The organism is Paraburkholderia sp. BL6669N2, from assembly GCF_003387275.1.
In the GTDB taxonomy this organism is placed as follows: Bacteria; Pseudomonadota; Gammaproteobacteria; order Burkholderiales; family Burkholderiaceae; genus Paraburkholderia.
In genome coordinates this window covers 4468195-4493895 of sequence record NZ_QUNA01000002.1, presented here as the reverse complement: position 1 = coordinate 4493895, position 25701 = coordinate 4468195, and the positions used below count along the sequence as shown (strand labels likewise).

The following is a 25701-nucleotide window of genomic DNA, read 5'->3' as shown; positions in this document are numbered from 1 at the left end:
CGCCTGATCGGACATGCGTCGCAGTTTACGAGCCTTCCTCGCGGTTTACAACATCGAGAGTGCGGCGGTGCGTCGTGGCTGTCGCCAGTCGATTCCCTCGAGCAACATCGACAACTGTGCGTTCGTCAGATGGATCTTGCCGCCATCGGCCTGTGGCCAGATGAAACGCCCTCGCTCCAACTGTTTCGCGAGAAGCCAGAGCCCGTCCTCAGTAGCCCAAAGCACCTTCACGAGATCGCCGCGGCGCCCGCGGAAGATGAAGACGTTACCTCCCAGCGGATTCTCCTCAAGCGCCGTGTGTACCTTGGCAGCAAGTCCCTGGAAGCCGGAGCGCATGTCCGTAATGCCCGCAACAAGCCAGATACGCGTACCCGTTGGCAGAGAAATCACGAGCGCAAACTCCCCAACACCGTCCGAAGCATCTCAGCGTCGACAATGCCGTCCACCTTGACTACTGCCCGGCCAATCCGAACCTCGATTGAACCAGCCGGCCTCACGACCTCAGACTCTGACAGCGCAGGAGGTTCATTGACCGATGACACCTCGTTCACGATCGCCACTGGAACGAGTTGCACCGCCTCGGCTTGCTGTTCCGCCAGATACCGGCGCCGCCACGTGTACACGAGGTTCGCGTTCAAGCCGTTCTCACGGGCCAACCTGGCGACTGACACCCCTGATTCACAAGCTGCCATCGCCAGGCGACGGCGGAATTCGGGACTATGGTTCGGGCGGCCTTTACGGCTGCCAGGCCTCTGAGTTGGCTCTGACAAAATGGTGTCCACCACTTCGAAAATGATGGACATCACTTTGATGCCGATTCTTGCGCCCGTCTACGACGGCCATCGCGAGCCGCTTACCCCTCGGCGCACGCCGCCGGTGAATCAGAACGTGCAGACAATCGTGCGCTCGACTACGCACAGCTCTTATCGACGCCTTCGACTGCGGTCCAGAGTTCTATGAAAACCTTGACGCGTCAGTCATCGAGAGCTGGATATTCGAAGACAATCCTTGTCTGAAAGACGAGCTACTAGAACAGGGCTTGCTCAACTTATGCCAGGAGAGCCTGTTGCAGTTTTGTAGTGAGCTAACCGAAGCCGGAGCGATAGCCGACGAGCTCCTTGGATGCGGTCACTACGCTTACTGGAAAGCGTTCGAGCTTCAAGGTGAGCCCCGCTTTACCGGGCTGTTTTCTAACGTCTGCCACCTGAGCCCAAGGCAGCTCTACGGGCAGTTGCCTCCCATGGTAGCAAGGCTGTATGACCGCTTCGGCCGACGAATCCGCAATAGTCGACTCGAAAGCCAGCGCGTTGCGCCATACTCCCGCCTGGCTGCTTCAGGGTGCGAGTGGTGCGACCTCACCAAGGTCAGGGCGTCCGACGAAGAAATCGCATACCTACTCCGGCACGAGCATTTTCCTTCTCAAGTTGCGAATATGACTCTCGAGGGTTTCGCGATTGTGGTCCCAGTTAAACGGGACATCAAGCTCGATGAGTTGACCCGCCACGCGGAGGCCGGTCTGGGACGTAATCGCTCGAAATCCGGCATGGACGATTTTGTGTTGTCGTACTCTGAGGACATGCTAACGATTCCGTTGTTGCGACACGAAGAGACTTTCCTGAAGTTTCGCGACAAGCTGCCCGTCATTTTCCTCCTGAAGGACGAAATCGTACTCGTCGAATACGATTGGAATCCGATGGCGTTCGGTCGCCGGTTCATTTCAGAAGCAAGGCAGGTTGAAGCAAGCACCCATCCACATAAGGAGCTTTATCCTCCTGACCAGGATTGCCTCCCCACTAGCGTACGGATTGAAACCATTCTTCCGATGCCCCTTGGCAAGGGGCCGACACCCCCCCCCCGCCCGTACGCCAGGGCTCGTGGGATGACAGCATTCCTTTCTAGATTCGAGTTTCCGCTCGCCCAGCGAGAACTCCGAGGCGGCGCCAGGACGAGCGTCAACGTTTTCAGGTATTTCGACCTTCGGCCACGGCCTTGCTCACTCGCATTCGTCAGGATCGACCGGTCGAGGACGGATGAGGCACCGGTGTCGGATGTCCCATGCGTTGCGTTACGGACAAGTGGCAAACCTCTGCGCTTTTATCGCAGCGTCGCGGTAGCAAAGTGCGGATGACAGACGCGGAGCCGACGCCCAGCGTCGTGACGAACGCGCTATTCGATAACCTCGACAGGCTATCTAGTTACTTTTGCTATGCAGCCCCTGCGATCCATTCGTCCATTTCGGAACTGTCGACAGATCGCTTGTCCAGCGACCGCTTGAATCCGCAGCCGGACCCGGCCGGATGCTCGATAGATGAACACGCCATCGTCGCGATGTTTGCGTTCGGCCGTGCGATGCATTGCTGTTATATCGGTCATCAGGTCGGCAATGCGCTTTCCAATTCGGGACAGACGTCGGAACCGCGTGCCCTTTTTCGACGCGGTCTTGGCCATCGAACGCAATCCGACAGGTCGGCGTCTCAAGGCGTGACCGTTCGGGACAGAATCCGCATTGCTCTGATGGCACCATCTGCTCCCTTGAAACCATCTCGCTCCAGATATTCCGATTCGTCCTCTTCACCTCGACGGTCGAAGTCCGCCATCAGCCATTCATAAACATCTTCCCGGGTCTCCGGCCTGATATGCGGCGGCAATGCGAGCAGTCGCTCGGCGCAGAGTTCGTCGAATGACCGCATGTACAGACCAAGCTCGAGGTCCTCGACATACTCCGTGAGTTCGTCCGGTGACAAAGCAGTCATTTCTCGCTCGAAATCGGGCGCGTAAGTTTTGACAACGTTCATGACTGCACTCGAGGACACCGACCTCCAAAACCCGGGTCGTGCGTCCGTCTCATACAACTCATCCATGGCTCGAAACAGCAGAGACGGGCAACTAGCCGCTGGGTTCTGGCGAACGCTCTCCAGATATCGCAGCAATCTCGTGTAGAACGGTCGCAGGGCCTCGTCCATCTCAGGGAGCACCGACTCGTCAAATGCGTCGTGCGTCGCATCATCTGACTTCGCTAAAGCGCCCTCGGTCGTATCAGCGCGCTCAAGCGTCTCGGCGCGCAGTCGTGCCAACTCAGCGTAGACCAGCGCCAAGGCGTCGTCGCTCTCTTCCAATTGTTCTGCAGCTTCGACGTACAACGCCTTCGCCTCCGAACGCCGTCCTATTGTCTCGAGACAATGCGCAAGATTGAACGTCGCAGCAACCGGTCTGGTACCGATGTGACGGCTCGCGGACCCTGGGTAAAGTTCGACGTCGCGGACAATTGCATCAACCGTGCCGTAACGCAGAAAATCCGGCAAAAATATTCCCATTGTCATCTCGAGCACCGACAGGAAAGTGTCTTCCTCGGCCATCGTGCCGCCAGAGCAAACTCCCGCTACGACGTCATAAGTCGTTAGCTTTTCAGGGGTTGGGCCGTCGTCCAGCTCATGGTCGAACACTGAGTAAGTGCGCACGCTGACCCAGTCGCGACCCACCATTTCCTCAGCCGTAAACAGGACGCCCTGCCGCATCCCTGGTGAGCGACGCTCCGCCAGTTGCGGGGCAATCAAGCTGAATCCATGCTGCGCGAGCGCGCTGTCCACGTAATCCGAAAAAATCTTCTCTGTATTGCTTGAGGAATTCATTACCGTTATATCCAGGTTCGTTGAGCCGATGTGATTCGCTGTTACCAGCATTGCGAAAATCATATCCAGGTTATTCAAGATAGGCAACATAGTATTTAGACCAGTTTAAATATTTATACAAAAAGTGCTTGCGCCATTCACCATGAACCGCCAGCAACAAAGGTCCGCCAACCGCTTTCTTGGCGGGCCATACAGACGAATTTTTTACAAATCGATACGATTGTTTATTTGATAATTTGTTGTCAAATCACCTGAACCCAGAAAATGTATAGATTGTTATGTTTTCAATTTCCTTGGGGAGCACCTTCGATATGTCCCGCTTAAAATAAATTTTCGTCAATCTATTGAATTTTTCTGACCCATTCGATAGTCTTAATTTAACGAAATGACGATCTGTTAAATTGCATCATCGTGCGGCGACGCAACTGGAGCAGGTTGCTATATGACAAGAGACCGTGAGCGACAAATCGCTGCCGGCTCTAACTCAAAGGACTAAGTGATATGTACGACAACCACGGCACTGCGCTCGGAATCAAGGGTGGGTTGGCCACTGCAATCCTCGAACCTTGCGAGGCCAACCCGGACCGGACGGCTTACGTCGTGCCCCGGTCTGAGATTCTTGACGAGTCAGAACGCTCACCTACGCGTTCAACCGGAAGGTTCGTCGTGATTGCGCTGCCGGATATTCCTTCCGGGGAGATTGACTGCTCCGCGCAGCAGATTCGTGTCGAGGTTCGAACGCGTCCCGACGGAACCGACACGGAATGTGTGGTGCTCGCCGACGGAACTGTGGCCATATCCGGACAAATAATTCAGGCCGCAGGTGCCGACATGAACGGTCAGTTCCTCATTGCATGGATGTTTGCGGATAGCCTCGAGTTCACTGAGTACATGCTATTGGATACGAACATCCAGGACTTACAGGCCGCTCAGCAGATTGCCCAGAGCAATGCTCACGCTGGTCTCCGACAAACGGCAGAAGCACGAGGAACCAGCAAACAGGTCATCGAGGTGTTCGAGCACACCGTGGTCGCGGTTGAACCATCACGATGATAGTGCCACTCGAAAGGTCCCCTATCGGGTTTCATAGGGTGCCGGTGACAGACATGAATTTTCCGGATGCCGACTCGATGAACAGTCGGCAGACAACGTGGACAACCGCGACGACCGATAACGTCCACCCCATCCGGACATTCGAAGTAACTCAACGAACGACTCTGGTCGGCCCAAAACCGGACGCTCGGTTCTAACGACAGCCCGACGCGGCACGCTCTGTCGCGCTGGCAACGCAGCAATTTTGCGGGCCACTGCCTATCTATCTCTGCCGGCCTATAGACCGGGAAAATGCGGCAGGTGATTGCCCACAGCGAACGAAAGCAACGACGGAGTGGCCGTAGACATAGGATCACACCCGCATCGGTCAGATAGTCACACTTCGATCTGCGCGGTTTCAGGCAACATGCTGACTGTGGCCGCTATGCCGCCATCACCGATACTGCCTTGGTGACCAGATAACCTTCCATGCTTCCGGTCCGCCTTCCGAACCGTAGCCGGAATCCTTCACGCCGCCGAACGGCATTTCCGGCGAAGGCGTGGCCGTCTGGTTGACCCACAGCATGCCGACTTCCATCTGCTGCGACAGCAGATGCACGTTGCTGAACGACTTCGTGTATGCATAGCCTGCGAGGCCGACCGGCAGACGGTTGGCTTCGGCGATCGCTTCTTCGAGCTTGCCGAAGCCGCGGGTCGCGGCGATCGGGCCGAACGGTTCGTTGTTGAACACATCGGCTTCGAGTGACACGTCGGTCAGCACGGTCGGCGCGAAGAAGTTGCCTTTCGAGCCCACCCGTTCGCCGCCCGTCGCGACCTTGGCGCCGGTCTTGCGCGCGTCGTCGAGCACTTTGCTCATCGCGCTGAGGCGGCGCGCGTTGGCAAGCGGCCCGAGCGTCGTGCCTTCCGCGAGACCGTCGCCGAGCTTGAGGCTTTCGGCGTGCTTGACCAGCGCCGCGGCGAATTCTTCGCGGATGCTGTTGTGCACCAGGAAGCGGGTCGGCGAGATGCAGACCTGACCGGCATTGCGGAATTTCGCGCCGCCGCCCGCCTTGACGGCGAGCGCGACGTCGGCGTCTTCAGCGACGATGACCGGCGCGTGACCGCCCAGCTCCATCGTCGCGCGCTTCATGTGCGCGCCGGCCAGCGCGGCGAGTTGTTTGCCGACCGGCGTCGAGCCGGTAAACGTGACCTTGCGGATCACCGGATGCGGAATCAGGTAGCTGGAAATCTCGGCCGGGTCGCCGAACAGGAGGCCGACCGTACCGGCCGGCACGCCCGCCTCGACGAACGCCTGCAACAGCGCAGCCGGCGATGCCGGGGTTTCTTCCGGCGCCTTGACGAGGAACGAACAGCCGCTCGCGAGCGCCGCGCTCAGCTTGCGCACGATCTGATTGACCGGAAAATTCCACGGCGTGAATGCGGCGACCGGGCCGATCGGCTCCTTGAGCACCAGTTGTTGCGCGGCGAGGTTGCGCGACGGCACGATCCGGCCATACACCCGGCGGCCTTCGTCGGCGAACCATTCGATGATGGCCGCCGGCCAGCACTTCGACGCGCGCTTCGGCGAACGGCTTGCCCTCTTCCTGCGTCATCAAACGGCCGATCTCGGAGGCCCGCTCGCGCACCAGCGCGGCGGCCTTACGCATGGTCGTGGCGCGCTCATTGGCGAGAACCTTGCGCCATGCGTCGAAGCCGCGTTGCGCGGCTTCGAGGGCGCGGTCGAGATTGGCGATGCCGGCGTGGGCCACCTTGCCGATGGCCTGGCCGGTGGCCGGGTTGACGACCGCGAGCGTCTCGCCGCTGGCGGCGTCGCACCATTCGCCGTGGATCAGAAGTCGGTATCGGTATAGCTGGAACTGGCCATGCTGGGTTCCCGTAGGTGGCAAAACAATAGACCGCCATTCGCGCGCAAACGGCGTCGATCGGTCTGCTGAAAAAGACGAGTTGATCCGAGCACGCACTCATGCGCCGCCCGCGACGGGGCGCGCTGCGCCGTTTCTGGGGCCCGCATGGGCAATCAAGGCGACTGGATGCTCAGGTCCAGAATTCCTCGCCCTTTGCCTGGTGGATCAAGTCTCGCGTAGAGTCAGTTCGACATGCTTGAGGCGCCGTATGATTCGCTCGACGAACTCCAACGTCACGTGCGGCAAAGCACGCTGATTCGGGACGATGATGCCGACAGTGAGCGCGTTCACGTTTGCATCGTCGAGCGGACGCCAAACCACGTCGCCGCGAGACAGTTCGTCGAGGAAAGCCAGTTTGGAAAAGAACGAAATGCCCCGACCGGATGCGATCAGCCGCTTGAGGAGTGTCGTCGAGTTGCAGGTCACGCTGGGCTGCAACGATTCCCAGTACTCGGGGAAGTCGGTCGTGACAACGCCCTGGATCGGCGAGCGGCCTTCGAGTCGTAAAAACGCATGGTTGCGGCACTCGTCGAAGCTGATGCGCTCCTTCTTCGCGAGCGGATGCGAAGACGCCATCACCACGCCCGGCGGTAGCGGCACTTCCGCCACGACATCGAGGCCCGCGGGCAGCTTTGTGATGTACGAAATGCCGATGTCGTACTCGCCGCTCACGAGCCTCGGCGGCACATCGTGCGGAGGCACCGCAACGATCGAATAGGTCACGGCCGGATAGACGTCCGAGAATTCCTCGACCGTGGCTGGCAGAAAGTCCACGAACAGCGAGTCCATCGCAGCGACCGACACGTGTCCCTTGCGTTCGCCCTTCAGATCGTCGAGTTCGCTGCGCATCAGATGGAAATCGTTCAGCGTCGCGCGAATGTGCTGCAGCACGCGTTCGCCGGCCGCGTTAAGGCGAATGCCGTTCGGCAGCCGGTCGAACAGTTCGGTCCCCATCTCGGCTTCGAGCTTGAGGATTTGCCGGTTCACCGCGCTGGACGCGACATAGAGGTTCTGTGCCGCCTTGCGGATCGAACTGCACCGCGCCACTTCGACGAAATATTTCAGGACAGTCGCATGCATCGTTTTTTCTCAATTCGTGGCCCGCACCGGCCACACGGCGACCTCGGGATGATCGCAGGCTACCCTACCGACTTCGCACGCGCCACCCGGTGAACCGAGTGCGCTCACGCGGGTGTCGAAGAACTCACGGTTCACGGCGGCGAACGACGCCTCCGCAGGCGGGAGTTCTTCGTCGTGATAGATGGCCTCGGTCGGGCACACCGACACGCACACCCCGCAATTGATACATTCCTGGGGATGAATGTAGAGCGTGCGCTCGCCTTCGTAGATGCAGTCGACCGGGCAGCATTTCACGCATGCGCCGTCTTTCACATCGATGCAGGGCGAGGTGATGACGTAGGCCATCAGCTTCCGCTCCAGCAAGGCTTGCGCTTTTCCTGGAAGGCGCGCACGCCTTCGTGCGCGTCCTCGGATTGAAGCGCGGCAACCAGCGCGGGCAGCCGCAGCGCCTGCGCTTCCGCCGCTGACAGCGTGGAGGTGCGCCTGACCACCTGCTTGATTGCCTGCAACGACAGCGGCGCGCATGCAAGCACGGCGTCGACCCATCGCTGGACAGCTGCATCGAGTTCGGCGCGCGGCACGACCTCGTTGACGAGGCCCATGTCGAGCCCCTCGCGTGCGGAGACCCGCCGGCCGGTCAAAAGCATCGCCATCGCCTGACGGTATGGAATCTGGCGTTGCAGCAGTGTCATGCCGCCGTCGAGCGGCATGCGGCCGACAAGCGCCTCGGGCAAGCCGAAACTCGCCTCGTCGCACGCGATCACGAGATCGCACCCCAGCACCATTTCGAAGCCGCCGCCGAGCGCATAGCCGTTGACACGCGCGATCACCGGCACGTTCAGGGTCTCGCGCAGCGCGATGCCACCGAACCCGCCGGGACGCGGCGCGGCCCAGTATTCAAGGCCGCTCGTCGACGGATTCTTCAGGTCCGCGCCGACACAGAACGCCCGCTTGCCCTCGCCGGTCAGGACCACGACGCGCACGTCGCGGCTATGCTCCAGCTCGCTCCAGATGCGTTGCAGTTCGGCTTCGGTCGCGAGGTCGACGGCGTTCAGCGCATCGGGCCGCGCGAGCGTCACGGTGGCAACATGCTGATCGATCACAAGACGGACGCTCATGCCGCCTCCGTGGCGACGCCGCCGCGCATTTGCTGAAGCACTTCCTCGGTGTGCTGTCCCAGCTTGGGCGGGGCGCGCAGCAAGCCAACCGGCGCGAGCGACAACTCGATCGGACTGCCGATGAAACGCACGGGCTGCCCTTCGCCTTCACCTTCGATGATCAACTGGTTATGCAGCGTTTGCGGATCGACGAGCGCTTCGCGCAGATCGCGTACCGGTGCGCACAGCAGATCCTGCTCTTCGAGCCGCGCCAGCCAGAAGTCGCGCGTGTTGCTCGCGAAGCGCTCGCGGAAGATGCCTTGCAGCATCGCCTTGTGGACGAACTGCTGTTCGAGGCTGCAAAAGCGCGGATCGGTGGACAGGTCGTCGATTTGCAGCGCCGCGCAGATGTCGCGCAACGGGTTCGCCTTGAAGGCGCCGACCAGAACGAGCGCACCGTCCTGCGTATCGAACACGCCGGAGAGCGGCATCGCGGCCCAGTTCACTTCCGAGTCCGCCATCATGATCATCGCGGCTTCCTGCATCTGCATCGCGAGCATCGAGTTGTAAAGCGAGACGTTGACCTTTTGCCCTTCGCCGGTGCGCTCGCGATGCAGCAACGCGAACAGAATGCCCTGCACCATGTGCATGCCGGCCGAATAGTCGGCGAGCGCCGTCGGGTACACGGAGATGGGCAGCGAGTCGTCGGCGCGACGCGCCATCACGCCGCTCATCGCCTGCGCGAGCACGTCCTGTCCACCCTTGTGCGCATACGGGCCAGTTTCTCCGAAGCCCGAGCCCGCCGCATAGATGATCCGCGAATTGAGGCGACGGCAATCTTCATAGCCGATACCCATGCGGTCCATGACGCCTGCGCGAAAATTGCTGACCACCACGTCGGCCTCGGCGATCATGGTCTTGAGCGCCGCCATCTGCCCGGCGTCGCGCAGATCGAGCGCCACGCTGCGCTTGTTGCGGTTCAGACTACAGAAGATCGGGTTGTCCGCGCCGGCCACCGGCTCGAACGTCGAGCGGCTCAGATCCCCCGCGCCCTTTCTCTCGATCTTGATCACATCCGCGCCGTAGTCCGCGAGCATCTGGGTGCAGACCGGCCCCATCATGACCTGCGTTAGATCGATGACGCGCACGCCGGAGAGCGGCAAGTCGTGGGTCTTGTTCGTGTTATGCGCGACGCTCATGCTGCCTCCCTCGCATCGACGTGAACGGCAAGCGGCGGGACGTCGGCGTTGCGGCCGGTCTGGTCACCGGGATCCGCGCCCTGCGTGCGCAGTGTTTTCTGCAGCGCGCGCACATCGACGTTGCGCACGGATAGGGCGGCACCAAGTGCAAGCGCGGCGGCGACGCCGGCGGCTTCACCCATGGCCATGCACGGTGGAATCTCGCGCGACATTTTTTGTGCCTGCGACGTCGCCGAGTAGTGCCGGCCCGCGACCAGCAAATTGTCGACCTGCTTCGGCAACAGCACGCGATACGGCATGTAATAGTCGCGTCCGCGTGCAATGCTGTCATCGAAACGGGTGCGCTGCGCGAGATCTTCCTTGGTCATCACATATTCGCCTTCGAGCAGGCGCGTCTGGCGCACGCCCGTCTGCGGCGCGACGTCGATCACGTAAGCCTGCTCGAAGCCGGGCAGCTTCTCACGCACGAAATCGACGACCGCGTGAATATGCTTGCGGCCCTGCACTTCCGCACGCGTCAAGTCCTCGGGCTTGAGGCCGTCGAGACCGGCCATGTGCGGGCAGTTGCACCACACGACGCCTGGCAGCGGCGTCTTGAGCCACCAGTAACCCCACGAGCCGCCGAGAATGCGCTTGATCTGGCGATCGAGCGCCGCAAACGCTTCCGGCTCTTCGGCTTCGAAGCGCTCGGCCGCCTCGGTGTCCACGCCGCCGAGACGGAACACAGTCGTCGTGATATAGGTGCCGCCCACATGCGGCACGCCGGCCGACGCCGCGACATCGAGGTCGCCGGTCGCGTCGATCACGATATCCGCGAGGATGGCTTCGCGGCCGCGTTTCGTATCGCTGATCACACCCTTCACCTGGCCGTCCTCGACTAGCGTGCGCGAGAACCACGAGTGCAAACGCAACTGAATGCCAAGCGACTCCACCATTTCAAGCGCGACGCGCTTCATTGCATCCGGATCGAACGCAGCCGCGAAGCACACGGGATGCGGCGTCTTCTGGCTGTGAAAATCGAACGTGCCCCAGCGGCCCCACCGGCGATACGCGGCGGGATCCTCGCCCCATTCGTGCGACCGCGGGAACGTTGCGAGCTTGCGCGCCGCCATGCGCTCGATGAAGGTCATGCAGGTGCCGCGCACCGAAATTTCCTGAAGATGGTTGTCCCACATGTCGTCGAGCACCAGCACCATGCCGCCCGAAGCAAGACCGCCGAGGTGGTTGTAGCGCTCCAGCAGGATCACTTCCGCGCCGTTGCGCGCCGCGCCGATCGCCGCCGACAGGCCCGCGGGGCCACCGCCGACCACGACGACGTTTGCTTTTGCCGCCACGCGCACATCGCGCGCGGGTTCCTGAATCCAGTCGCTGATCATATTCATTTCGTCTCCTATCGGAATGGGGTGTGTCGCTCGTTATCAAAGGCCGCCGTCGGGCTGCCACCGGATGAGCCAGCGCTCGAGCACGGCGATTACGAGGAAAAAGAGGCCGGACAGGACGGCGCTCATGATGATTGCCGTGTACAGCAAAGCCGAATCGAAGCTGTAAGTCGCCTGAATGATCATCGCGCCGATACCTTGCGTCGCGCCGATCCATTCGCCGACCACCGCACCGATCACGGACATGGATGCGGCGATGCGCAGCGCGGAGAACAGATAAGGTAATGAGGCGTACAAGCGCAGCTTGAAGAAGATCTCCCGCTTGCTTGCCGACAGGATCTGCATCAGTTCCATCGCCTGCGGATTCACCGCCTGCAGTCCGCGGACCATGTTCACGAGCGTCGGAAAGAAGCAGACGATTGCCGCAATCGTGATCTTCGGCTCCAGACCGTTGCCCATGATGAGCACGAGGATCGGGGCTTTTGCGACCACTGGGATCGAGTTGATCATCACCGCGACCGGGTAGAAGATGTCCTGCAATGTCTTGTTGTGCACGAAGACGGTAGCAAGCAGGATCGCCGCGAAATTGCCGACCAGGAATCCCCCGGCCGCCTCGATGGCGGTCGGCACCAGGTTCTGAAGCAGCACGTCGCTCTTGCTGAAAAGCGTTTGCAGCACCAGTAGCGGAGATGGTGCGATAAACGGCTTGACATGAAAGCCCGCCACGATCGCCCACCACGCGAACAGCAACCCGGCGACACCGATCGCCGGCAGGATGCGAGCGCGCCACACTCGCTGACGACGGCGCGCGAGCCAGGCCTGCGCTTCAGGATCAGCCGTCTGGGACGACAGGTTCAATTGCATTTCGGACGTGGCCATCAGCAGGTCTCCAGTACGCGCCGCAGGTAGGCGGCGAGTTCAACGAATTCGCGGCTCTCGCGAATATCGAGCGTGCGGTCTTCAGGCAGCATCACCGGCACGATCTCCTTCACCCGGCCAGGGTTGGCCGCCAGCATCAGCACGCGTTGACCGAGAAACGCCGCTTCATAGATGCTGTGCGTGACGAACAGCGTCGTGAGGCCCATCTCCTTCCACACCCGGCGCAGTTCTTCGTTCAGCCGGTCGCGCGTGATTTCGTCGAGTGCGCCGAACGGCTCGTCCATCAGCAGCACTTTCGGATCGCTCACGAGCGCCCGCGCAATCGCAACGCGCTGCCGCATGCCACCCGACATCTCATGCGGGTAAGCGTCCTCGCGGCCCTTCAGACCCACGAGTTCGAGCAGTTCGCGCGGCGTGGCGCGGCCCGCACGAGCCTTGCCGCCCGCAACTTCAAGCGGCAACTGCACGTTCTGGATGGCCGTGCGCCACGGCAACAGCGCCGCATCCTGAAACACAAAACCGATGTCACGGCTCTCGCGTGCCATTTGCGGCGCGGCGCCGAGCACACTGATCTCGCCGCGGCTCGGCTTGATGAGGTCGGCGACCACCCGCAGAAACGTCGACTTCCCGCAGCCCGAAGGACCCAGCAAGGTAAGGAATTCGCCCGCGGCGACGTCGAGGCTCAACCCTTCGATCGCCGTCACGCTGCGCCGCTCGGTGAAGAAGCGCACGTTGATGTTGCGGCAGCTGATCGACAGCCCCCCGTCTGGCGACACGCCGAAGGGCGAACCGGACCGCTCCGCGCGCGGCGGATTCCTAGTGGCAGCATGCATGGATTACACCGTGAGGCGAGAAGATTCGGTGGCCTTGAGCACGTCCATCGTCATGACGTCCTCGACCTTCGGCTGATGAGCACGGAATTGTCCTAGTTGCCCATACATCGTGATCTGCTCCTCCCAAACCTTCGTGTCCATCGTGCCCCACCCCTGGGTCTTGGTGGTCTGGTCGAACGCGTAGCTCATCAGCAAATCGATGGCGACCCGCTCATCGGCACGGTTCAGATTCGGGTATTCCTTGACCAGCAGATCGACGGCCTGGTCGCGATGCGCATTCGCATACGTCCAACCGCGCGCCGTTGCCCGCAGAAAGCGCGCCACGGTGTCGGGATGATCCTTGAGCGTATCGGTCCTCACGTAGTACGGCAGCGCATAGAGGCGCACACCCGTATCCCACAGACGCATGTCGACACGTTCCGCCCCGAGCGGCTTGAGCGCCGTGGTGTTGGTTTGCCAGCCCGTCACCGCATCGACCTGACCGCTCAGAAGTGGCATCATGTCAGCGCCGATCGGCACGATGTTGACCTGGCTTTCCGGGATCCTGTTCTTCGCCAGCAGCGCCTTGAGGAGCACCATACCCGTGGACTGGATGCCGATACGCTTGCCGATCATGTCATGCGGCGTACGTATCGGATTCTTCGCGAGCGAAAAGAAACTGTAAGGATGCTGCTGAAGTCCGACCGCGATGCACTTGATCGGCAGGCCCTCGGAGACCGCCAGCATGATCGACGGGCTTGATGAAATTTCGCCGGCCTCGAAACGACCCGAGGCAACGATCGCGACGCCATCGATGTTCGGTCCGCCGGGCTGGATATGGAAATCGATCCGCTCCTGCTCGTAGTAGCCGAGGTGTTTTGCCACCACTTCGCCAACCTGGTTGCCGCCCGGCACCCAGCCGAGCTGCATGTTGACTGTTGTCCTGTCGCCGGCAAACGCACGCACCGAAAGCAGTGCGCCCGTTGCAGCCATGCCGCCCGCCGCAAGTGTCATGCACAGCAAACGCCGGCGAGCGGCATTCTCGATTACTGACATCTTTATCTCCGATGGTCCTTCACGGGTTCAAGAATCCGGCCTTTTTTGTCCGCGGTCTTGCCGGTTGGAACCCATTCTCAGCAGCCAAAAGTGTCCCCGCAAGCATCAATTTTGACGCCCAGTGATGCCAAAATTAGAGCGCCAGTCCGACGCGAGGTTTGTGCGATAGGTGCGAGACCGTGCGCGATTCGTGCACCTTCGGCGCACAGACGCGCGAAAAATTAGTTCACCCGGAGTCAAATTCAGTGCTAGGCGGCGCGAATTTTGTTCCGCAAGAATCTGCTCGAAGACGGTGGAAGCGCTGACGTCTGCCCGCAGAGTTGCAAGCCGCGTTCACATTCAAGCCGCAGTGACTCAGGCGTGCAGCGGAGCAGGATGAAGTTCGCAGAAGCGTCTTTCAGCCAGCCATTCACTTCGTTATCCTAATTTACTAAGTGGTTCACATACTAATTTTCACGTTTGCATACAAGCACCTAGGGGAATCATGAATCGACGTGTCTTTGTTGCCGCCGTAGCCGCACTTGCCTGCCAGGTCGCATCCGCCCAAAGCAGCGTGACGCTGTATGGCCTGATCTCTACCGGCATCGTTTATGCGAACAATCAGAAGGGAACCGACAAGCAGGGGCACGCCACGTGGCAGTTTGCAAGCGGGCCGATGCAGACGCCTCGCTGGGGCATGAAAGGCGTGGAAGATCTCGGCGGCGGCCTGAAGGCGATCTTCACGCTGGAAGGCGGCTACAACGTGGGCAACGGCACCCTGTCGCAGGGCGGCCGGCTATTCGGGCGGCAGGCTTTCGCCGGTTTATCGTCGAACGCGTTTGGCACGGTGACATTCGGCCGCCAATACGACGAAGCCGTCACGCTATGTGTGTTCTCATCGGCCTGCCAGTTTGCCGCTTACGGCGCGCCTATCGGCGACAGCGACAACGTGTTCGACACCTTCCGCATCAACAACGCAATGCAGTACAAGAGCATCGAATACCGTGGCCTCCAGTTCGAAGGGCTGTACGGTTTCTCGAACAAGGCGGGCGGCTTCTCGGACAACAGCGCGTACAGCGCGGCCGCGCAGTATAAGAACGGACCGCTGTCGCTTGGGGTGGCGTACCTTCAGGTCGACATGCCGAATGACCCCAACAATCCCAACGGCGCGGTGGTTGGCGATTACGGGTTCTCATCACCGTTCGTCACGAATCCGGCTACCGCTGCCGGCGTAAGCAAGCAACGAATGTTCGGCGCGGGCGGCGCATGGGCGTTTGGATCAGCGAACCTTTCGCTGCTCTATACCAATGTGCGATTCGAATATCTCGATGCCTCCCGCCTCACGCTTCAGAACGCTCAGATTTCGTTGACCGATTACGTGCGTCCCGATCTGATGCTCGGCGCCGCGTACATCTTCACGACTGGACAATATCATCCGCAGGACAATAGTCCGAAGTGGCATCAGGTGAACGCCGGTGTCGACTACCTGCTAAGCAAGAGGACCGATTTGTTCCTTGTCGGCATTTACCAGAAGGCAGCCGGAGACGCGCAATACGCGCAGATCTACACGCTGTCGCCGTCCACCACCAAGACGCAAATTTCCGCGGTGATCGGCATGAGGCATAAGTGGTGAGCTTCGGACCAAACGGAGAGCGAGCCACTGCGCCCTTCCCCTGCGAACCGCGCCTTTCTAACATCATCTTTAAAGGAAATTGAATGATCGATGCGCGATCGGCGCGCCTGCGTGGTGTGCTGCCCCTGTCGTGACAGCCTTTCGCAATGAACCTGGATGCGAACGTCGGCGCGTTTGTGCGTCACTGCAAATGATTACTGAAAAAAGGAGCCGGTCTCGCCATCTTCGGCACCAACTCCCAAGCGAACTCCCTTACAGTTGCGGAGCGGATCCGGTCGACTGACGCGTTACTGGGTGCGGGCCTGCCCGCGTCCTCAATGATGCCCGGAACTGGAACACCGTTGCTCGTCGACACCGTACTCCTTAAATGGCACGCAGTCGATTCCGGCGCGGCGGCGTGTCAGTGCCGCCGCGCTTCTTCAATAAGAAAATCAGTGCCCACGGACTGTTTGCCCACTACGCCAATTGATCGAACGGGTCAGCGACGCCTACCTGTCGCTTTTATCCGTACAACATACCCGCGCTATCCGGCGCGCCCATCACGCCTGAACTGATTGACGACTTTCCATCCGCTATCCGGATGCCGTTGCTGGTGTAAAGGTTTCGTCCGGCGATTGGAGCAACCAGAGAGCGTTGATCGGCGTCTTCGCAAAAGAAGGCGTCGAACTCTCCCCTCCGAGCGAGGCGCTGCTGAGCGCAGTATTGCCGCTTGGCGCAGCGGGATGCATCAGCGCGACGGCATACGTCAAGCCGGGGAACATCGCGCAACTCTGCGAACGCTGGCAAGACGAACATGCGTCCTCACTGCGGGAAATGATGACCCACATGCGAAAAACTGTTCGAAGCCTTTCCGATGATTCCCCGAAGGTTGCCGAGCAGTGGCGCAGCAGGCGTTGTCAACTTGCCGAGAGTGAGACGAAACGCCGGCAGGTGTGACTTTCGTTCAGAAGCCAGTCGACGGACTTTGGGCTTGTCCGGTAAATTCGCGCCAGGCAACGAACCTTGCTGCAAGCTGTTTGCGATACAGTGACGCGCGCAGCAGATGCCGCTTGAGCGCGAAGTGTTGCCGTATCGGTCCGAAGTTGGAGAGAAACGCCTGGGTGCGCTTTGGGTCGCGAAACCCGCGAAAGCGCCTCTCACGTTCACGCGTAGGTTGATGGCCATTTTCGGCCCGATTGTTCACGCGGGCTGCAGCCTTGACGAATACGTGTTTTCGCGATGCGCGAACCCTGTGCCAAATTTATCGCACCAGCGGCGGACGGATTCGTAATTCACCACGATGCCACGCTCGAACAGCAACTCTTCAATGTCGCGCAAACTCAGCTGAAATCGAAAGTACCAACGAACGGCACAACTGATCACCACCGCCGGAAAGCGATGACCGTGATAGAGCGGTCGGGAATTATTCATCCCCCGATTCTACGCGACCACCTTGGCAACGTGACAAAGCCGCCGCGACAGATCTGGATTGCCGGCGGCATTGGTATCACCCCTTTTCTCGCGCGCATGCAAGCACGGGGGCTCCCGCAGGACAAGCGCATTGTCGACTTATTCTACAGCACTAATGCGCCGGATGAAGACTTCATCGGAAAAGTGAAACAGCTGGCCACAATTGCAAACGTGCGGCTACACGTCATGGTGAGCGGCAGAGATCCCCGACTGACACCTCAGCGCCTGCGCGCGACGGTGCCCGAATGGATGTCTGCCGACCTGTGGTTCTGCGGACCTGACGGATTCGGTCGTGCACTAAAAGAGGACTTAGTTGCCAACGGGTTGCGAGACGAGGACTTTCATCAGGAACTGTTCGAGATGCGGTGACAAGGTCACTATTGCGCCGAACGATCCGTCGCGCCCTTGCTTCAGGCGCGGATTGTCGCAGGATTGAACGACGGCGCCGAACGTCCGAATCTGGCCCAGATGGAATGGGCACAGCCCTTTCATCGGAGAGGTGGGCGAATGAATCGGCGCCCTCCCTTTCGATCGACGGACTCGTGCATGACTATAATCGAAGCGTCAAATCGGGCGCTCTTCCCGATGATCAACACGACGGCATCGACAGGTCAGTGTCGCGCACCTGATCGCAGACTTCTTCATCTATCTCGTGCCGCTCGCCTTGATAGGGATGTGGCTTTTCGGCGATAAGCGCCAGCGTGAAGTGGCCATCCGCGCGTGTTGTGTGACGATGGTCGCGATAAGCAGGCGGCTGAAGCTGAGCGGGAGCTGGCCTTAGAAGCGACAACTTCCGCGAATTGCCACGAACGACTAGTTCGCTTGCGCTCAAGCCCTTCGCCGGGCGAACTCCAGCAACGCGTCGGCGAGACTTTCTACGGCATTTTCCGTCACCGCGTTATAGAGCGACGCTCTTAACCCGCCTATCGAACGATGTCCTTCGAGACCGACCATGCCTCCTTCACCCGCTATGGCGACGAACGCATGGTCGAGCCGGGCATCACCGAACGTGAATGAGACGTTCATCTGCGAGCGCCAGCGAGGCGCCGAATGAATGGAGACCGTGCCTTGCATTGCGTCGAGCGCGCCATAGAGACACTGCGCCTTTCGAACGTTGATCGCCTGCATGGCCTCCAGCCCCCCAACTTCAGTGCGCAGCCAGCGCGACACCAGGTTCAGCACATAGATTGCAAACACAGGCGGCGTATTAAAGTTCGAGCCATGAGAAATATGAGTGCGGAAATCCAGAATAGCCGGCAGCCCGTCCGGAATCCGCTCAAGCAGTTGGCGCCGAATCACCGCCACTGTCACGCCGGCCGGACCCAAATTCTTCTGGGCATGTGCGTACATCATCGCGTACTGATCTGAACGAAACGGCCTCGACAAAAAGTCCGAGGACATATCCGCAATGAGCGGTACGCTCGCTGCATTCTCACAGAGCGGAAACTGCAGCCCCTCAACCGTCTCGTTTGACACGTAGTGCAAATATGCGGCTGACGGATCGATATCAAGATCCTGAAGTTTGGGGAGTTGTCGATAGCCCGTTTCGCGGCCGTCCCAAGCGACTTTTCTGGTCGCCACCTTTGCGGCCTCGGCGGTAGCCCTGCCGCTCCAATAGCCGGACGTCACATATTCGGGCGGCGCATACGCAGGCGTCGCAAAGTTCATCGGAATCATGGCGAATTGCAGGCTGCTGCCTCCCTGCAGGAAAGTGACGGCGTATTCGTCCGAGATTCCGAGCAGCTGCCGCAGATTCATTTCCGCTTCGGTCAAGATCGAACGGAACCAGTCCGAACGGTGACTCATACCAAGCACAGAAATGCCCGTCTCCGGCAAAGCGACAATAGCGGTACGAGTCTGCTCCAGAACCGTTTCAGGCAGCGCGCCAGGACCACCTGAAAAATTCAAAACATTGGAATTCATTCTGGCCGATATTCCTGTGTGATGGTGGCGGGATTCCAAGCCGTGCGCGCGGCGAGCAGCATTTGATGAAATGCTCTGAACACGCGGCGCATTTGCGGAAGTTTGTACGGAAACAAGGCCGCGTCGTCCATATCGTGGATGACCATAGCTGTCGCGATTTCGAAAATAAGCAGTCTCCCGTCCTCTGTTTCGGAACAGTCGAATCCGACGTAGTCCAGACCTGTCAGCTCGACTACAGCGCGCAAAGCTTCGCGATGGCGCAGCGCAAAGGTGGTGTCGAAATTGGCCATCAGACGCTCCTCCTCGGCCCGACGCTCAGGATGCTCGATCATTTCCGCGTATGGGTAGTGAACCATCCAGTGCGCCGAAATGCCCATATGACACAAAAAAGGCGTCATTCCGATCATCACGATCCGGTATTTACGGAACAGACCGTCTGCACTGCTGTAGTCGATGAAGGGCGCGATGTAAAACTCGGCGACAGCCGAGCGATCCACGTAATCGACAAGTTCCGCGGCGGACGAAACGCGCTCCAACCCTTCGCCGGCATGCGATCCCACCGGGCGGATGATGAGCGGATAGTTCGCGTCCGGCATGAAGAGGTTGTTGGAACGACCTGCGAGCAGATCCAGAATTTGAGCACGCGAAACGCGTGTCGTTGGCGCCATACAAATGCCCCGAGAGCCTCCCAGCAGCGCGTAGGCCGCTTCGCGCGTCGTATGCGCGATACCTTCGGGCAGGTTGAGCACGCGCTTTGTTGTCGTGTGTAATAAGGAGGCGATCAGGTCAAGAGCCGCGGCATTCTCATCCAGTGCGCACGCCGCCACCAACACGATATCATGCTCTCGCAACCCGCGTTCCTGCGTGGAGTGCCCGTCGACATAGAGCACGTCGACCTGCAGGTCGGCGTGTTCAAGAAGGCACTCGACTGGCGTATTCGCCATCAGGTCACCGGGCGCTTTCAGCACCAGCACATTTTTTATCCGGTAAAGTCGGCGCATCTGCAATGCCTGCCGTTGGACGGCAAGCGCAGCCGGCTTTTCGTATTTCATCTCCAGGACCAGCGAGAGGTCGAGCAGCGCGCAAGGATCGTCATGGCGACGCGCGTACTCAAGCAGACTCACGCCAAGTGGCGTCAGATCATTGCCCGCGGTTGCTGCCCTTAACAATACGCTTAGGCCCATTGATTGATAGGCCTGACAGGTTGTTTCAGTCATGGCCGTCCCGTCCGCTTTGATCCGCGTCCGGCACCGCGTGAACCGCCGAAGGCAGCGCGCCGACGTATCCGACTTCTTCTTCGAACCAGCCTTCAGGAATACTCTTCCCGGCCGGCGCTTCGCGATCTGTTGCCCTGTCATCCGCCGTCGAGTTATCGACAACCAGCGACAAACCTATCAGGTTTGCGTGGTGCTTCGGTACGCCCATGTGTGTTCCCTTCGGTGAAAAAGGGCACAGGTACTGCGCCCAACGACCGCTATCTCAAAGGCCCAGTTGACTTGAGCTATGCGTCGCCATAACAGCCATTTAGACAAGATGTTAGACGCGAGGATCTTGCAGCCTTTTCGCACGAAGATGAAAAAAAATTAATGCAACGGCTCGTGCAACTTCACGCAGACCGCGAGGCATTAAGCGAGACCATGCCGAGGCACGCGCCTCAATGCAGATGTACTGCACGCCAGTCGTTAACGAAACGGTTATCCTGGGGTCATTGCGACGACAGCCGGAACGACAGGAATGGGAATGGCGGCGGCAGCCAATCGGTTTGCGGTACCCGGCGTCAATAGGTGAGTCAAGGAACCGATCGAGGTCCTTACATTCACGGACCCAAGATAGTCCTTCAGTAGCCTGCCTGAATGTCCGCAGTCTTCAAGGAGTCTTTCGACTGTGGATCGAGTCGTCGTTCAGCAAAAACAATCGGCCGTTTCTTCAGTGGCTACGCTATCCGAGCTGGACAAGAATCTCAATCCACCGTTCGGATGATCGCCGGACGTGCATTCCTGAGTAGCGTTACACTGCAACCCGTCGGCACATCGTTAAAGCGGATCGACATGCCATGCATGCCTGCCACCGCATGCGTCAGGCTCAGTCCAAGGCCATTGCCGGGGGTGTGTCGACTCGCCTCGCCCCGATAGAAGCGGCGCAGCACTGCCTGCCGCTCGTCGGGTGAGATCCCGGGGCCGTCGTCAGCGATTGTGATCCCAAAGCCGGCACCATCGCGCAAGACGTCCACCGACACGTGACCGCCCTCCGGCGCGAACTTGATCGCGTTCTCGACGACGTTGGCGATCGCTTCGAACAGCAGATTGCGGTCGCCTTGTAGCTCGATCGAGCCGGACGCCGCGCGTCGATATTCGAGCGTCACGCCCTTTTCTTCCGCTGTCGGCTCATAGAACTCGATCACATCGTCGACGACTGCGGCCAGATCGACCGTCACGAAGTTGCCGTGCCGCGCATTGCTCTCGATTTCGGAAATGCGCAGCAGCGCGTTGAAGGTGCCCAAAATCCCGGCCAGTTCGACTACCGCGCTCTCGGTGGCTGCTCGGTACTCCTCTTCCGAAGCGGCACGCCGTTGCGCGCGATCTAGCCCGGCCATGAGCCGCGTCAGCGGCGTACGCAAGTCGTGCGCGATTGCGTCGCACACGCCCTTGACCTCCTGCATCAGGCGCTCGATCTCGTCGAGCATGCCGTTGACGACGCGCACCAGCCTGTCGATGTCGTCCTGCTTCGCATGCACGGGCAAGCGGCGGCTGAGGTTGCCCGCCACGATTTCCTCGATCGATTGTGTCACCGCGTCCAGTCGCCGCATCGCACCGCCCCCAACGATTGCCGCGCCGATCAGTCCGGTGAACAGCATCAGCACACCCGCAGACACCAACGCATGCAACAGTTCTTCATCGAAGTGATCGAGTTCGCGCGTGTTCTGGCACAGCAATGCGGTACGGCCATCCCGAATCCGCGCAGCGATGCAGCGCGCGGGCACATTTTGCTCAGGCAGTTCAAGCCGCGTGGAAAACGGCCGGTCGAAGTACGGCAGTTCCGGCCGGTCCCCGGGAAGACCTCCCGCGATGTGTTTGCCCTGAGCGTCAAACAACGCAAACGGACGCTGATGGCGCGGATCGAACTGGCTCTGATGATTAAAGCGCGCCACCAGCTCGTCGGTTCCTACCCGTACCTGCGCCGCATACTCTCGCTGCAGCCAGTCGTCGACGCGCTCGATCTCGAAGCCCGTGATTTCGAAATAAAGGTAAGCAAACAGCAACAGCGAGACGACACCGAACATCGCGAGAAACAGCGTCGCGAGACGGAAACTGGTGGTGCGATGCAGGTCAGTCAGGCGCACGGAGCGTATATCCCGATCCACGTACGGTATGGATCATCGGCATCGAACCGGTGGGGTCGAGCTTTTTTCTCAGACGGCTGATGTGAACGTCGATCACGTTGGTGCGCTCGTGGAGCCGGTAATCCCATACGGCTTCGAAAAGCATCGTTCGGCTGATCGTCTGACCCGCATGCTGCATCAGGTATTCGAGCAGCCTGTATTCGCGCGGCAGCAGTGCAATCGGACGTCCGGCGCAAACGACTTCGCGCGTGAGCAGATTCATCCGCACCGGTCCCACCTGGTATTCCTGGACGCTGACCGGTACGTGGCGGCGGCGCATCAGCGCGTCCAGGCGCGCGGTCAGTTCGATGAATTCAAATGGTTTGGTCAGGTAATCGTCACCGCCGGCGCGCAGGCCGCGCACGCGCTCGTCGACGCCCGAAAGCGCACTCAGGATCAGAACAGGCGTGACGACGCCTGCACTGCGCAACGCGGCCAGCATGCCAAGGCCCTCAAGACCGCCGGCCAGCATCCGGTCGAGCACGATGGCGTCGTACTGGGTGGCGACGGCCAGCATCAGACCATCACGGCCGGTCTCGGCCGAGTCGACGCGGCAGCCGTGATCGGTGAGTGCATCAACGATTTCTTCGCGTGTCCGGCGGTCGTCCTCGACGACCAAAACGTTCGGCATACAGGATCCAGAGTAAGAGCACATTGAGTCGCCATGGTGCCGCTCGGGCAGACGGATTTGCGCTACGCTATGGACTCACAGTATGCCTCGGCGCGGGAAACACCTCTTTCGCCCCAACATTAAAAAAATTTAATCCAGTTCAAATGACAGCTTACGGTTGGCCTGCATGCGAATCCTGATCGTGGAAGACGATGCGCGCGGCAGTCACTTCATCGCACGTGGCCTGACGGAAAGCGGCCATATCGTCGACACGGCCGCTGATGGAGCCACCGGACTCGCACTTGCCCGCGAGGGCATCTATGACGTCATCGTCACAGACCGCCGCCTGCCGGCGCTGGACGGTATCGAACTGGTTACGCAACTGCGGGCGCACGATCTCGCGACACCGGTCCTGATGCTGTCCGCCGTCGCCGGACTGACCGACCGGGTGGACGGCATTCGCGCGGGCTGTGACGATTATCTGGCAAAACCGTACGCATTTGCCGAACTGCTTGCCCGCGTCGAAGCCTTGGCGCGCCGGACCGATCGGGCGCGTCTGCAGGACGTCTTGCAGGTGGCCGACCTCGTGCTCGACCGGCGGGGGCGCCGCGCGAGCCGCGCGGGACGCGACCTGCATTTGCAGCATCGCGAATTCCTGCTGCTGGAGTGCCTGATGCGTCACGCCGAACAGATCGTCACGCGCAGCATGCTGCTCGAATCCGCGTGGAACTACCAGTTCGACCCGCGCGGCAACGTCATCGACATGCACATGCACCGGCTGCGCGGCAAGGTCGATCGCGGCTTCGACAAGCCGCTGATTCACACCGTGGTCGGTGCTGGCTACGTGCTCCGCGCGAACGGCTGAGCGCGCGGCGGCCTCGCGTCATTCCCCATTAATTTTTTTTAACAATCGAGCGAACGGCCCGACAGGACGGGCTCGCTATCCTCGCGTCGTCCATGTTGCGAGGAATGCCCTTTATGCCCCGGTTGTACGGCTCGCCACCATTCGGTCGCCTGGCGCCGCCCACGCTGCGCATGCCCTTCAGGTCGCGGTTGTCGCTGATCGCGTGCGTGTTGACGCTTGGGCTGTTGCCTGGCTGCTCACTCGTGCCCGTCTATCAGCGTCCGACGGTGCCCATGCCGATCGCCTGGAGCAGTGCTGCGCAAACGCCGCTGACCGACACGGTGGCGGTCAAAAGTGGTTGGTGGCGCGTGTACCAGGACCCGGCGCTCGATGCGCTCGTCGAACGTAGCCTGCATAACAATTTCTCGCTGGCCTCGGCGGTCGCCAGTGTCGCCGAGGCGCGCGCCAATGCAGAAAAGGCCGGCGCGCCGCTGTATCCGTCGCTGACGCTAAACGGCACCTTCGAGCGCAGCCATCATGGCGGTGCAGGGGGCAGTTCGAGCACCACCACCCACGGACAGACGCTGTTCGCGGAGGCGGCTTACGAGGTGGACTTCTGGGGGCTGAACGCCGCCAATGCCAGCTCGGCGCGGATGCTGGCGCGCGCCAGCAATTTCGACCGCGACACGGTGGCATTAACGCTGACTGCCTCGGTGGTCGATACGTGGTTCCAGATTCATAGCCTGCGTCAACGCGTGGCGCTCGCCCAGACCATCTCGGACGATGCCGCCAGGATCCTGACGCTATTGCAGGCTCAAAAGGCGGCCGGCGTCGTGACCGAATTGCAGGTCCAACAGCAGCGCAACGCACTGGCGACGTTCCAGGCTGCGATTCCGACGCTGCAACTGCAACTCGATCAGAACGTGCACCTGCTCGCTACCCTCGCCGGCGCGGCGCCCGAGGGATTTGTCGTCCCCGAGGCGAAGCTCGCCGGCATTCCTGTGCCGCAACCGCGACCGAACCTGCCGTCGAGCCTGCTCGATACCCGGCCCGATATCCGTTCGATGGAAGCGCAGTTGCAGGCGGCGAACTATAACGTGGGCGCGGCGCGCGCGGCTTTTTTCCCGAGCATTGTGTTAACGGCGGACGGCGGTCTGGGTAGCCGTTCACTGGCGCAGTTTCTTTCAAGTCCGTTTTCGAGTCTGGCGGCGTCGCTGGCGGCACCGATTTTCGACGGCGGCGCGCTGCGCGGGCAGCTGCGTGTGAACAAGGCAGCCGAGGACAAAAGCATCGCCGGCTACCAACAGACCGTGGTGACCGCGCTGCAGGACGTCGAGGATTCGCTCTCCGCCGCCGCGCAGCAGCGCGAGGTGGAAGTGGCCGACCAGGCGGCGGCCGACGCCGCCGGCAAGGCCGCCAGTCTCGCTGACGCGCAATACAAACTTGGCACGATCGATTTTCTGACAGTGCTCGACACGCAACGCGCGCTCTATCAAGCCGAGGACACGCTCGTGCAGACACGGCTCGCGCGCTTGCAGGCTTCAGTCAGTCTGTTCCGCGCGTTCGGCGGCGGTTACGGCGTGATCGCACAGAACGATGGCGGCAACGCGAGCGGCGAGCCCGTGGCCATGGGTTCCACCAGCTCGCTCGGACCAACCCGCCCGGTCTACCACGCCGATGCCGCCACCGCCGTCGCCGAAGACAACTCCGCGCAGCGCCCCTCTTCAACACATCCCCTCGCGCCATGAATCACGCCGCAGATCTGCCTCCTCAGCAACCGCCCCGGCCGCAGCGCC

General features: G+C 60.6%; 22 protein-coding genes and 2 pseudogenes. 6 read left to right on the top strand and 18 right to left on the bottom strand.

Annotation, left to right across the window (positions count from 1 at the left end; genetic code table 11):
• Nucleotides 1-45 precede the first annotated feature (45 nt).
• From tnpB to B0G80_RS42755, 3 genes are all read right to left on the bottom strand, one after another.
• Nucleotides 46-390: an IS66 family insertion sequence element accessory protein TnpB gene (gene tnpB, locus B0G80_RS42770; RefSeq protein WP_116123512.1), complete on the bottom strand. Its 345-nt coding sequence runs from the start codon at nucleotides 388-390 to the stop codon at nucleotides 46-48.
• Nucleotides 387-803: an IS66-like element accessory protein TnpA gene (gene tnpA / locus B0G80_RS42765; RefSeq protein WP_116123511.1), complete on the bottom strand. Its 417-nt coding sequence runs from the start codon at nucleotides 801-803 to the stop codon at nucleotides 387-389. Before tnpA ends, tnpB begins: the two co-directional genes overlap by 4 nt.
• A gap of 1671 nt (nucleotides 804-2474) precedes the next feature.
• A complete protein-coding gene (locus B0G80_RS42755) occupies nucleotides 2475-3707 on the bottom strand; it encodes a hypothetical protein (RefSeq protein ID WP_147309999.1) in 1233 nt (410 codons plus the stop codon).
• Between the two features lie 423 nt (nucleotides 3708-4130).
• Here B0G80_RS42755 and B0G80_RS42750 point away from each other — a divergent pair, with 423 nt between their 5' ends.
• Nucleotides 4131-4682, top strand: a complete 552-nt coding sequence (locus B0G80_RS42750) for a hypothetical protein (RefSeq protein ID WP_116123508.1) — start codon at nucleotides 4131-4133, stop codon at nucleotides 4680-4682.
• A 422-nt stretch (nucleotides 4683-5104) separates the two neighbouring features.
• Here the strand turns inward: B0G80_RS42750 and B0G80_RS42745 are convergent.
• The 9 genes and pseudogenes from B0G80_RS42745 to B0G80_RS42705 form a co-directional block, all read right to left on the bottom strand.
• Nucleotides 5105-6546, bottom strand: a pseudogene (locus tag B0G80_RS42745) (NAD-dependent succinate-semialdehyde dehydrogenase).
• Nucleotides 6547-6751: 205 nt separating this feature from the next.
• A complete protein-coding gene (locus tag B0G80_RS42740) occupies nucleotides 6752-7666 on the bottom strand; it encodes a LysR family transcriptional regulator (RefSeq protein ID WP_116123507.1) in 915 nt (304 codons plus the stop codon).
• Nucleotides 7667-7675: 9 nt separating this feature from the next.
• Nucleotides 7676-8011 (bottom strand): ferredoxin, encoded by a 336-nt coding sequence (gene fdxA / locus B0G80_RS42735; protein ID WP_116123506.1) that lies wholly within the window; start codon nucleotides 8009-8011, stop codon nucleotides 7676-7678.
• Nucleotides 8011-8784 carry an enoyl-CoA hydratase-related protein gene (locus tag B0G80_RS42730; protein ID WP_116123505.1) on the bottom strand — a complete coding sequence of 258 codons (774 nt, stop codon included), beginning with the start codon at nucleotides 8782-8784 and terminating at the stop codon, nucleotides 8011-8013. The genes fdxA and B0G80_RS42730 overlap by 1 nt, the downstream gene beginning before the upstream one ends.
• A complete protein-coding gene (locus tag B0G80_RS42725; protein ID WP_116123504.1) occupies nucleotides 8781-9962 on the bottom strand; it encodes a CaiB/BaiF CoA-transferase family protein in 1182 nt (393 codons plus the stop codon). Before B0G80_RS42725 ends, B0G80_RS42730 begins: the two co-directional genes overlap by 4 nt.
• Nucleotides 9959-11344 carry an FAD-dependent oxidoreductase gene (locus B0G80_RS42720; protein ID WP_116123503.1) on the bottom strand — a complete coding sequence of 462 codons (1386 nt, stop codon included), beginning with the start codon at nucleotides 11342-11344 and terminating at the stop codon, nucleotides 9959-9961. Before B0G80_RS42720 ends, B0G80_RS42725 begins: the two co-directional genes overlap by 4 nt.
• 36 nt (nucleotides 11345-11380) lie before the next feature.
• The gene (locus B0G80_RS42715; RefSeq protein WP_116123502.1) at nucleotides 11381-12220 is read right to left on the bottom strand and encodes an ABC transporter permease; all 840 of its coding nucleotides are present in this window, start codon (nucleotides 12218-12220) and stop codon (nucleotides 11381-11383) included.
• Nucleotides 12220-13053 carry an ABC transporter ATP-binding protein gene (locus B0G80_RS42710; RefSeq protein ID WP_116123501.1) on the bottom strand — a complete coding sequence of 278 codons (834 nt, stop codon included), beginning with the start codon at nucleotides 13051-13053 and terminating at the stop codon, nucleotides 12220-12222. The genes B0G80_RS42715 and B0G80_RS42710 overlap by 1 nt, the downstream gene beginning before the upstream one ends.
• 3 nt (nucleotides 13054-13056) lie before the next feature.
• A complete protein-coding gene (locus tag B0G80_RS42705) occupies nucleotides 13057-14088 on the bottom strand; it encodes an ABC transporter substrate-binding protein (RefSeq protein ID WP_116123500.1) in 1032 nt (343 codons plus the stop codon).
• Between the two features lie 484 nt (nucleotides 14089-14572).
• Here B0G80_RS42705 and B0G80_RS42700 point away from each other — a divergent pair, with 484 nt between their 5' ends.
• Nucleotides 14573-15700: a porin gene (locus B0G80_RS42700; RefSeq protein ID WP_116123499.1), complete on the top strand. Its 1128-nt coding sequence runs from the start codon at nucleotides 14573-14575 to the stop codon at nucleotides 15698-15700.
• A 567-nt stretch (nucleotides 15701-16267) separates the two neighbouring features.
• A complete protein-coding gene (locus B0G80_RS42695; protein WP_116123498.1) occupies nucleotides 16268-16636 on the top strand; it encodes a dihydrodipicolinate synthase family protein in 369 nt (122 codons plus the stop codon).
• Between the two features lie 279 nt (nucleotides 16637-16915).
• On the opposite strand, the pseudogene B0G80_RS48370 reads toward B0G80_RS42695, so the two are convergent.
• Nucleotides 16916-17110 (bottom strand): annotated as a pseudogene (locus B0G80_RS48370) (IS6 family transposase); the annotation flags it as partial.
• Nucleotides 17111-17140: 30 nt separating this feature from the next.
• On the opposite strand from B0G80_RS48370, the gene B0G80_RS42685 reads away from it, so the two are divergent.
• Nucleotides 17141-17518 (top strand): hypothetical protein, encoded by a 378-nt coding sequence (locus B0G80_RS42685; RefSeq protein WP_408969332.1) that lies wholly within the window; start codon nucleotides 17141-17143, stop codon nucleotides 17516-17518.
• A gap of 459 nt (nucleotides 17519-17977) precedes the next feature.
• On the opposite strand, the gene B0G80_RS42680 is transcribed toward B0G80_RS42685, so the two are convergent.
• The 5 genes from B0G80_RS42680 to B0G80_RS42660 all read right to left on the bottom strand — a co-directional run bounded on the left by B0G80_RS42680 (nucleotide 17978) and on the right by B0G80_RS42660 (nucleotide 23082).
• The gene (locus B0G80_RS42680) at nucleotides 17978-19072 is read right to left on the bottom strand and encodes a phosphoserine transaminase (RefSeq protein WP_116123497.1); all 1095 of its coding nucleotides are present in this window, start codon (nucleotides 19070-19072) and stop codon (nucleotides 17978-17980) included.
• Nucleotides 19069-20289, bottom strand: coding sequence for a RimK family alpha-L-glutamate ligase (locus B0G80_RS42675; RefSeq protein ID WP_147309998.1), 1221 nt, complete (start codon nucleotides 20287-20289; stop codon nucleotides 19069-19071). Before B0G80_RS42675 ends, B0G80_RS42680 begins: the two co-directional genes overlap by 4 nt.
• The gene (locus B0G80_RS42670; RefSeq protein ID WP_116123495.1) at nucleotides 20282-20497 is read right to left on the bottom strand and encodes a hypothetical protein; all 216 of its coding nucleotides are present in this window, start codon (nucleotides 20495-20497) and stop codon (nucleotides 20282-20284) included. The genes B0G80_RS42675 and B0G80_RS42670 overlap by 8 nt, the downstream gene beginning before the upstream one ends.
• 535 nt (nucleotides 20498-21032) lie before the next feature.
• Complete coding sequence (locus tag B0G80_RS42665; protein WP_116123494.1) at nucleotides 21033-22412, bottom strand: HAMP domain-containing sensor histidine kinase; 1380 nt, start codon at nucleotides 22410-22412, stop codon at nucleotides 21033-21035.
• Nucleotides 22399-23082: a response regulator transcription factor gene (locus B0G80_RS42660; RefSeq protein ID WP_116123956.1), complete on the bottom strand. Its 684-nt coding sequence runs from the start codon at nucleotides 23080-23082 to the stop codon at nucleotides 22399-22401. Before B0G80_RS42660 ends, B0G80_RS42665 begins: the two co-directional genes overlap by 14 nt.
• Before the next feature lie 166 nt (nucleotides 23083-23248).
• Between B0G80_RS42660 and B0G80_RS42655 the strand changes: the two genes are divergently transcribed.
• Both B0G80_RS42655 and B0G80_RS42650 read left to right on the top strand, forming a co-directional pair.
• The gene (locus B0G80_RS42655; protein WP_116123493.1) at nucleotides 23249-23926 is read left to right on the top strand and encodes a response regulator transcription factor; all 678 of its coding nucleotides are present in this window, start codon (nucleotides 23249-23251) and stop codon (nucleotides 23924-23926) included.
• Nucleotides 23927-24039: 113 nt separating this feature from the next.
• Complete coding sequence (locus B0G80_RS42650) at nucleotides 24040-25653, top strand: efflux transporter outer membrane subunit (RefSeq protein ID WP_181920188.1); 1614 nt, start codon at nucleotides 24040-24042, stop codon at nucleotides 25651-25653.
• Nucleotides 25654-25701: the final 48 nt, after the last annotated feature.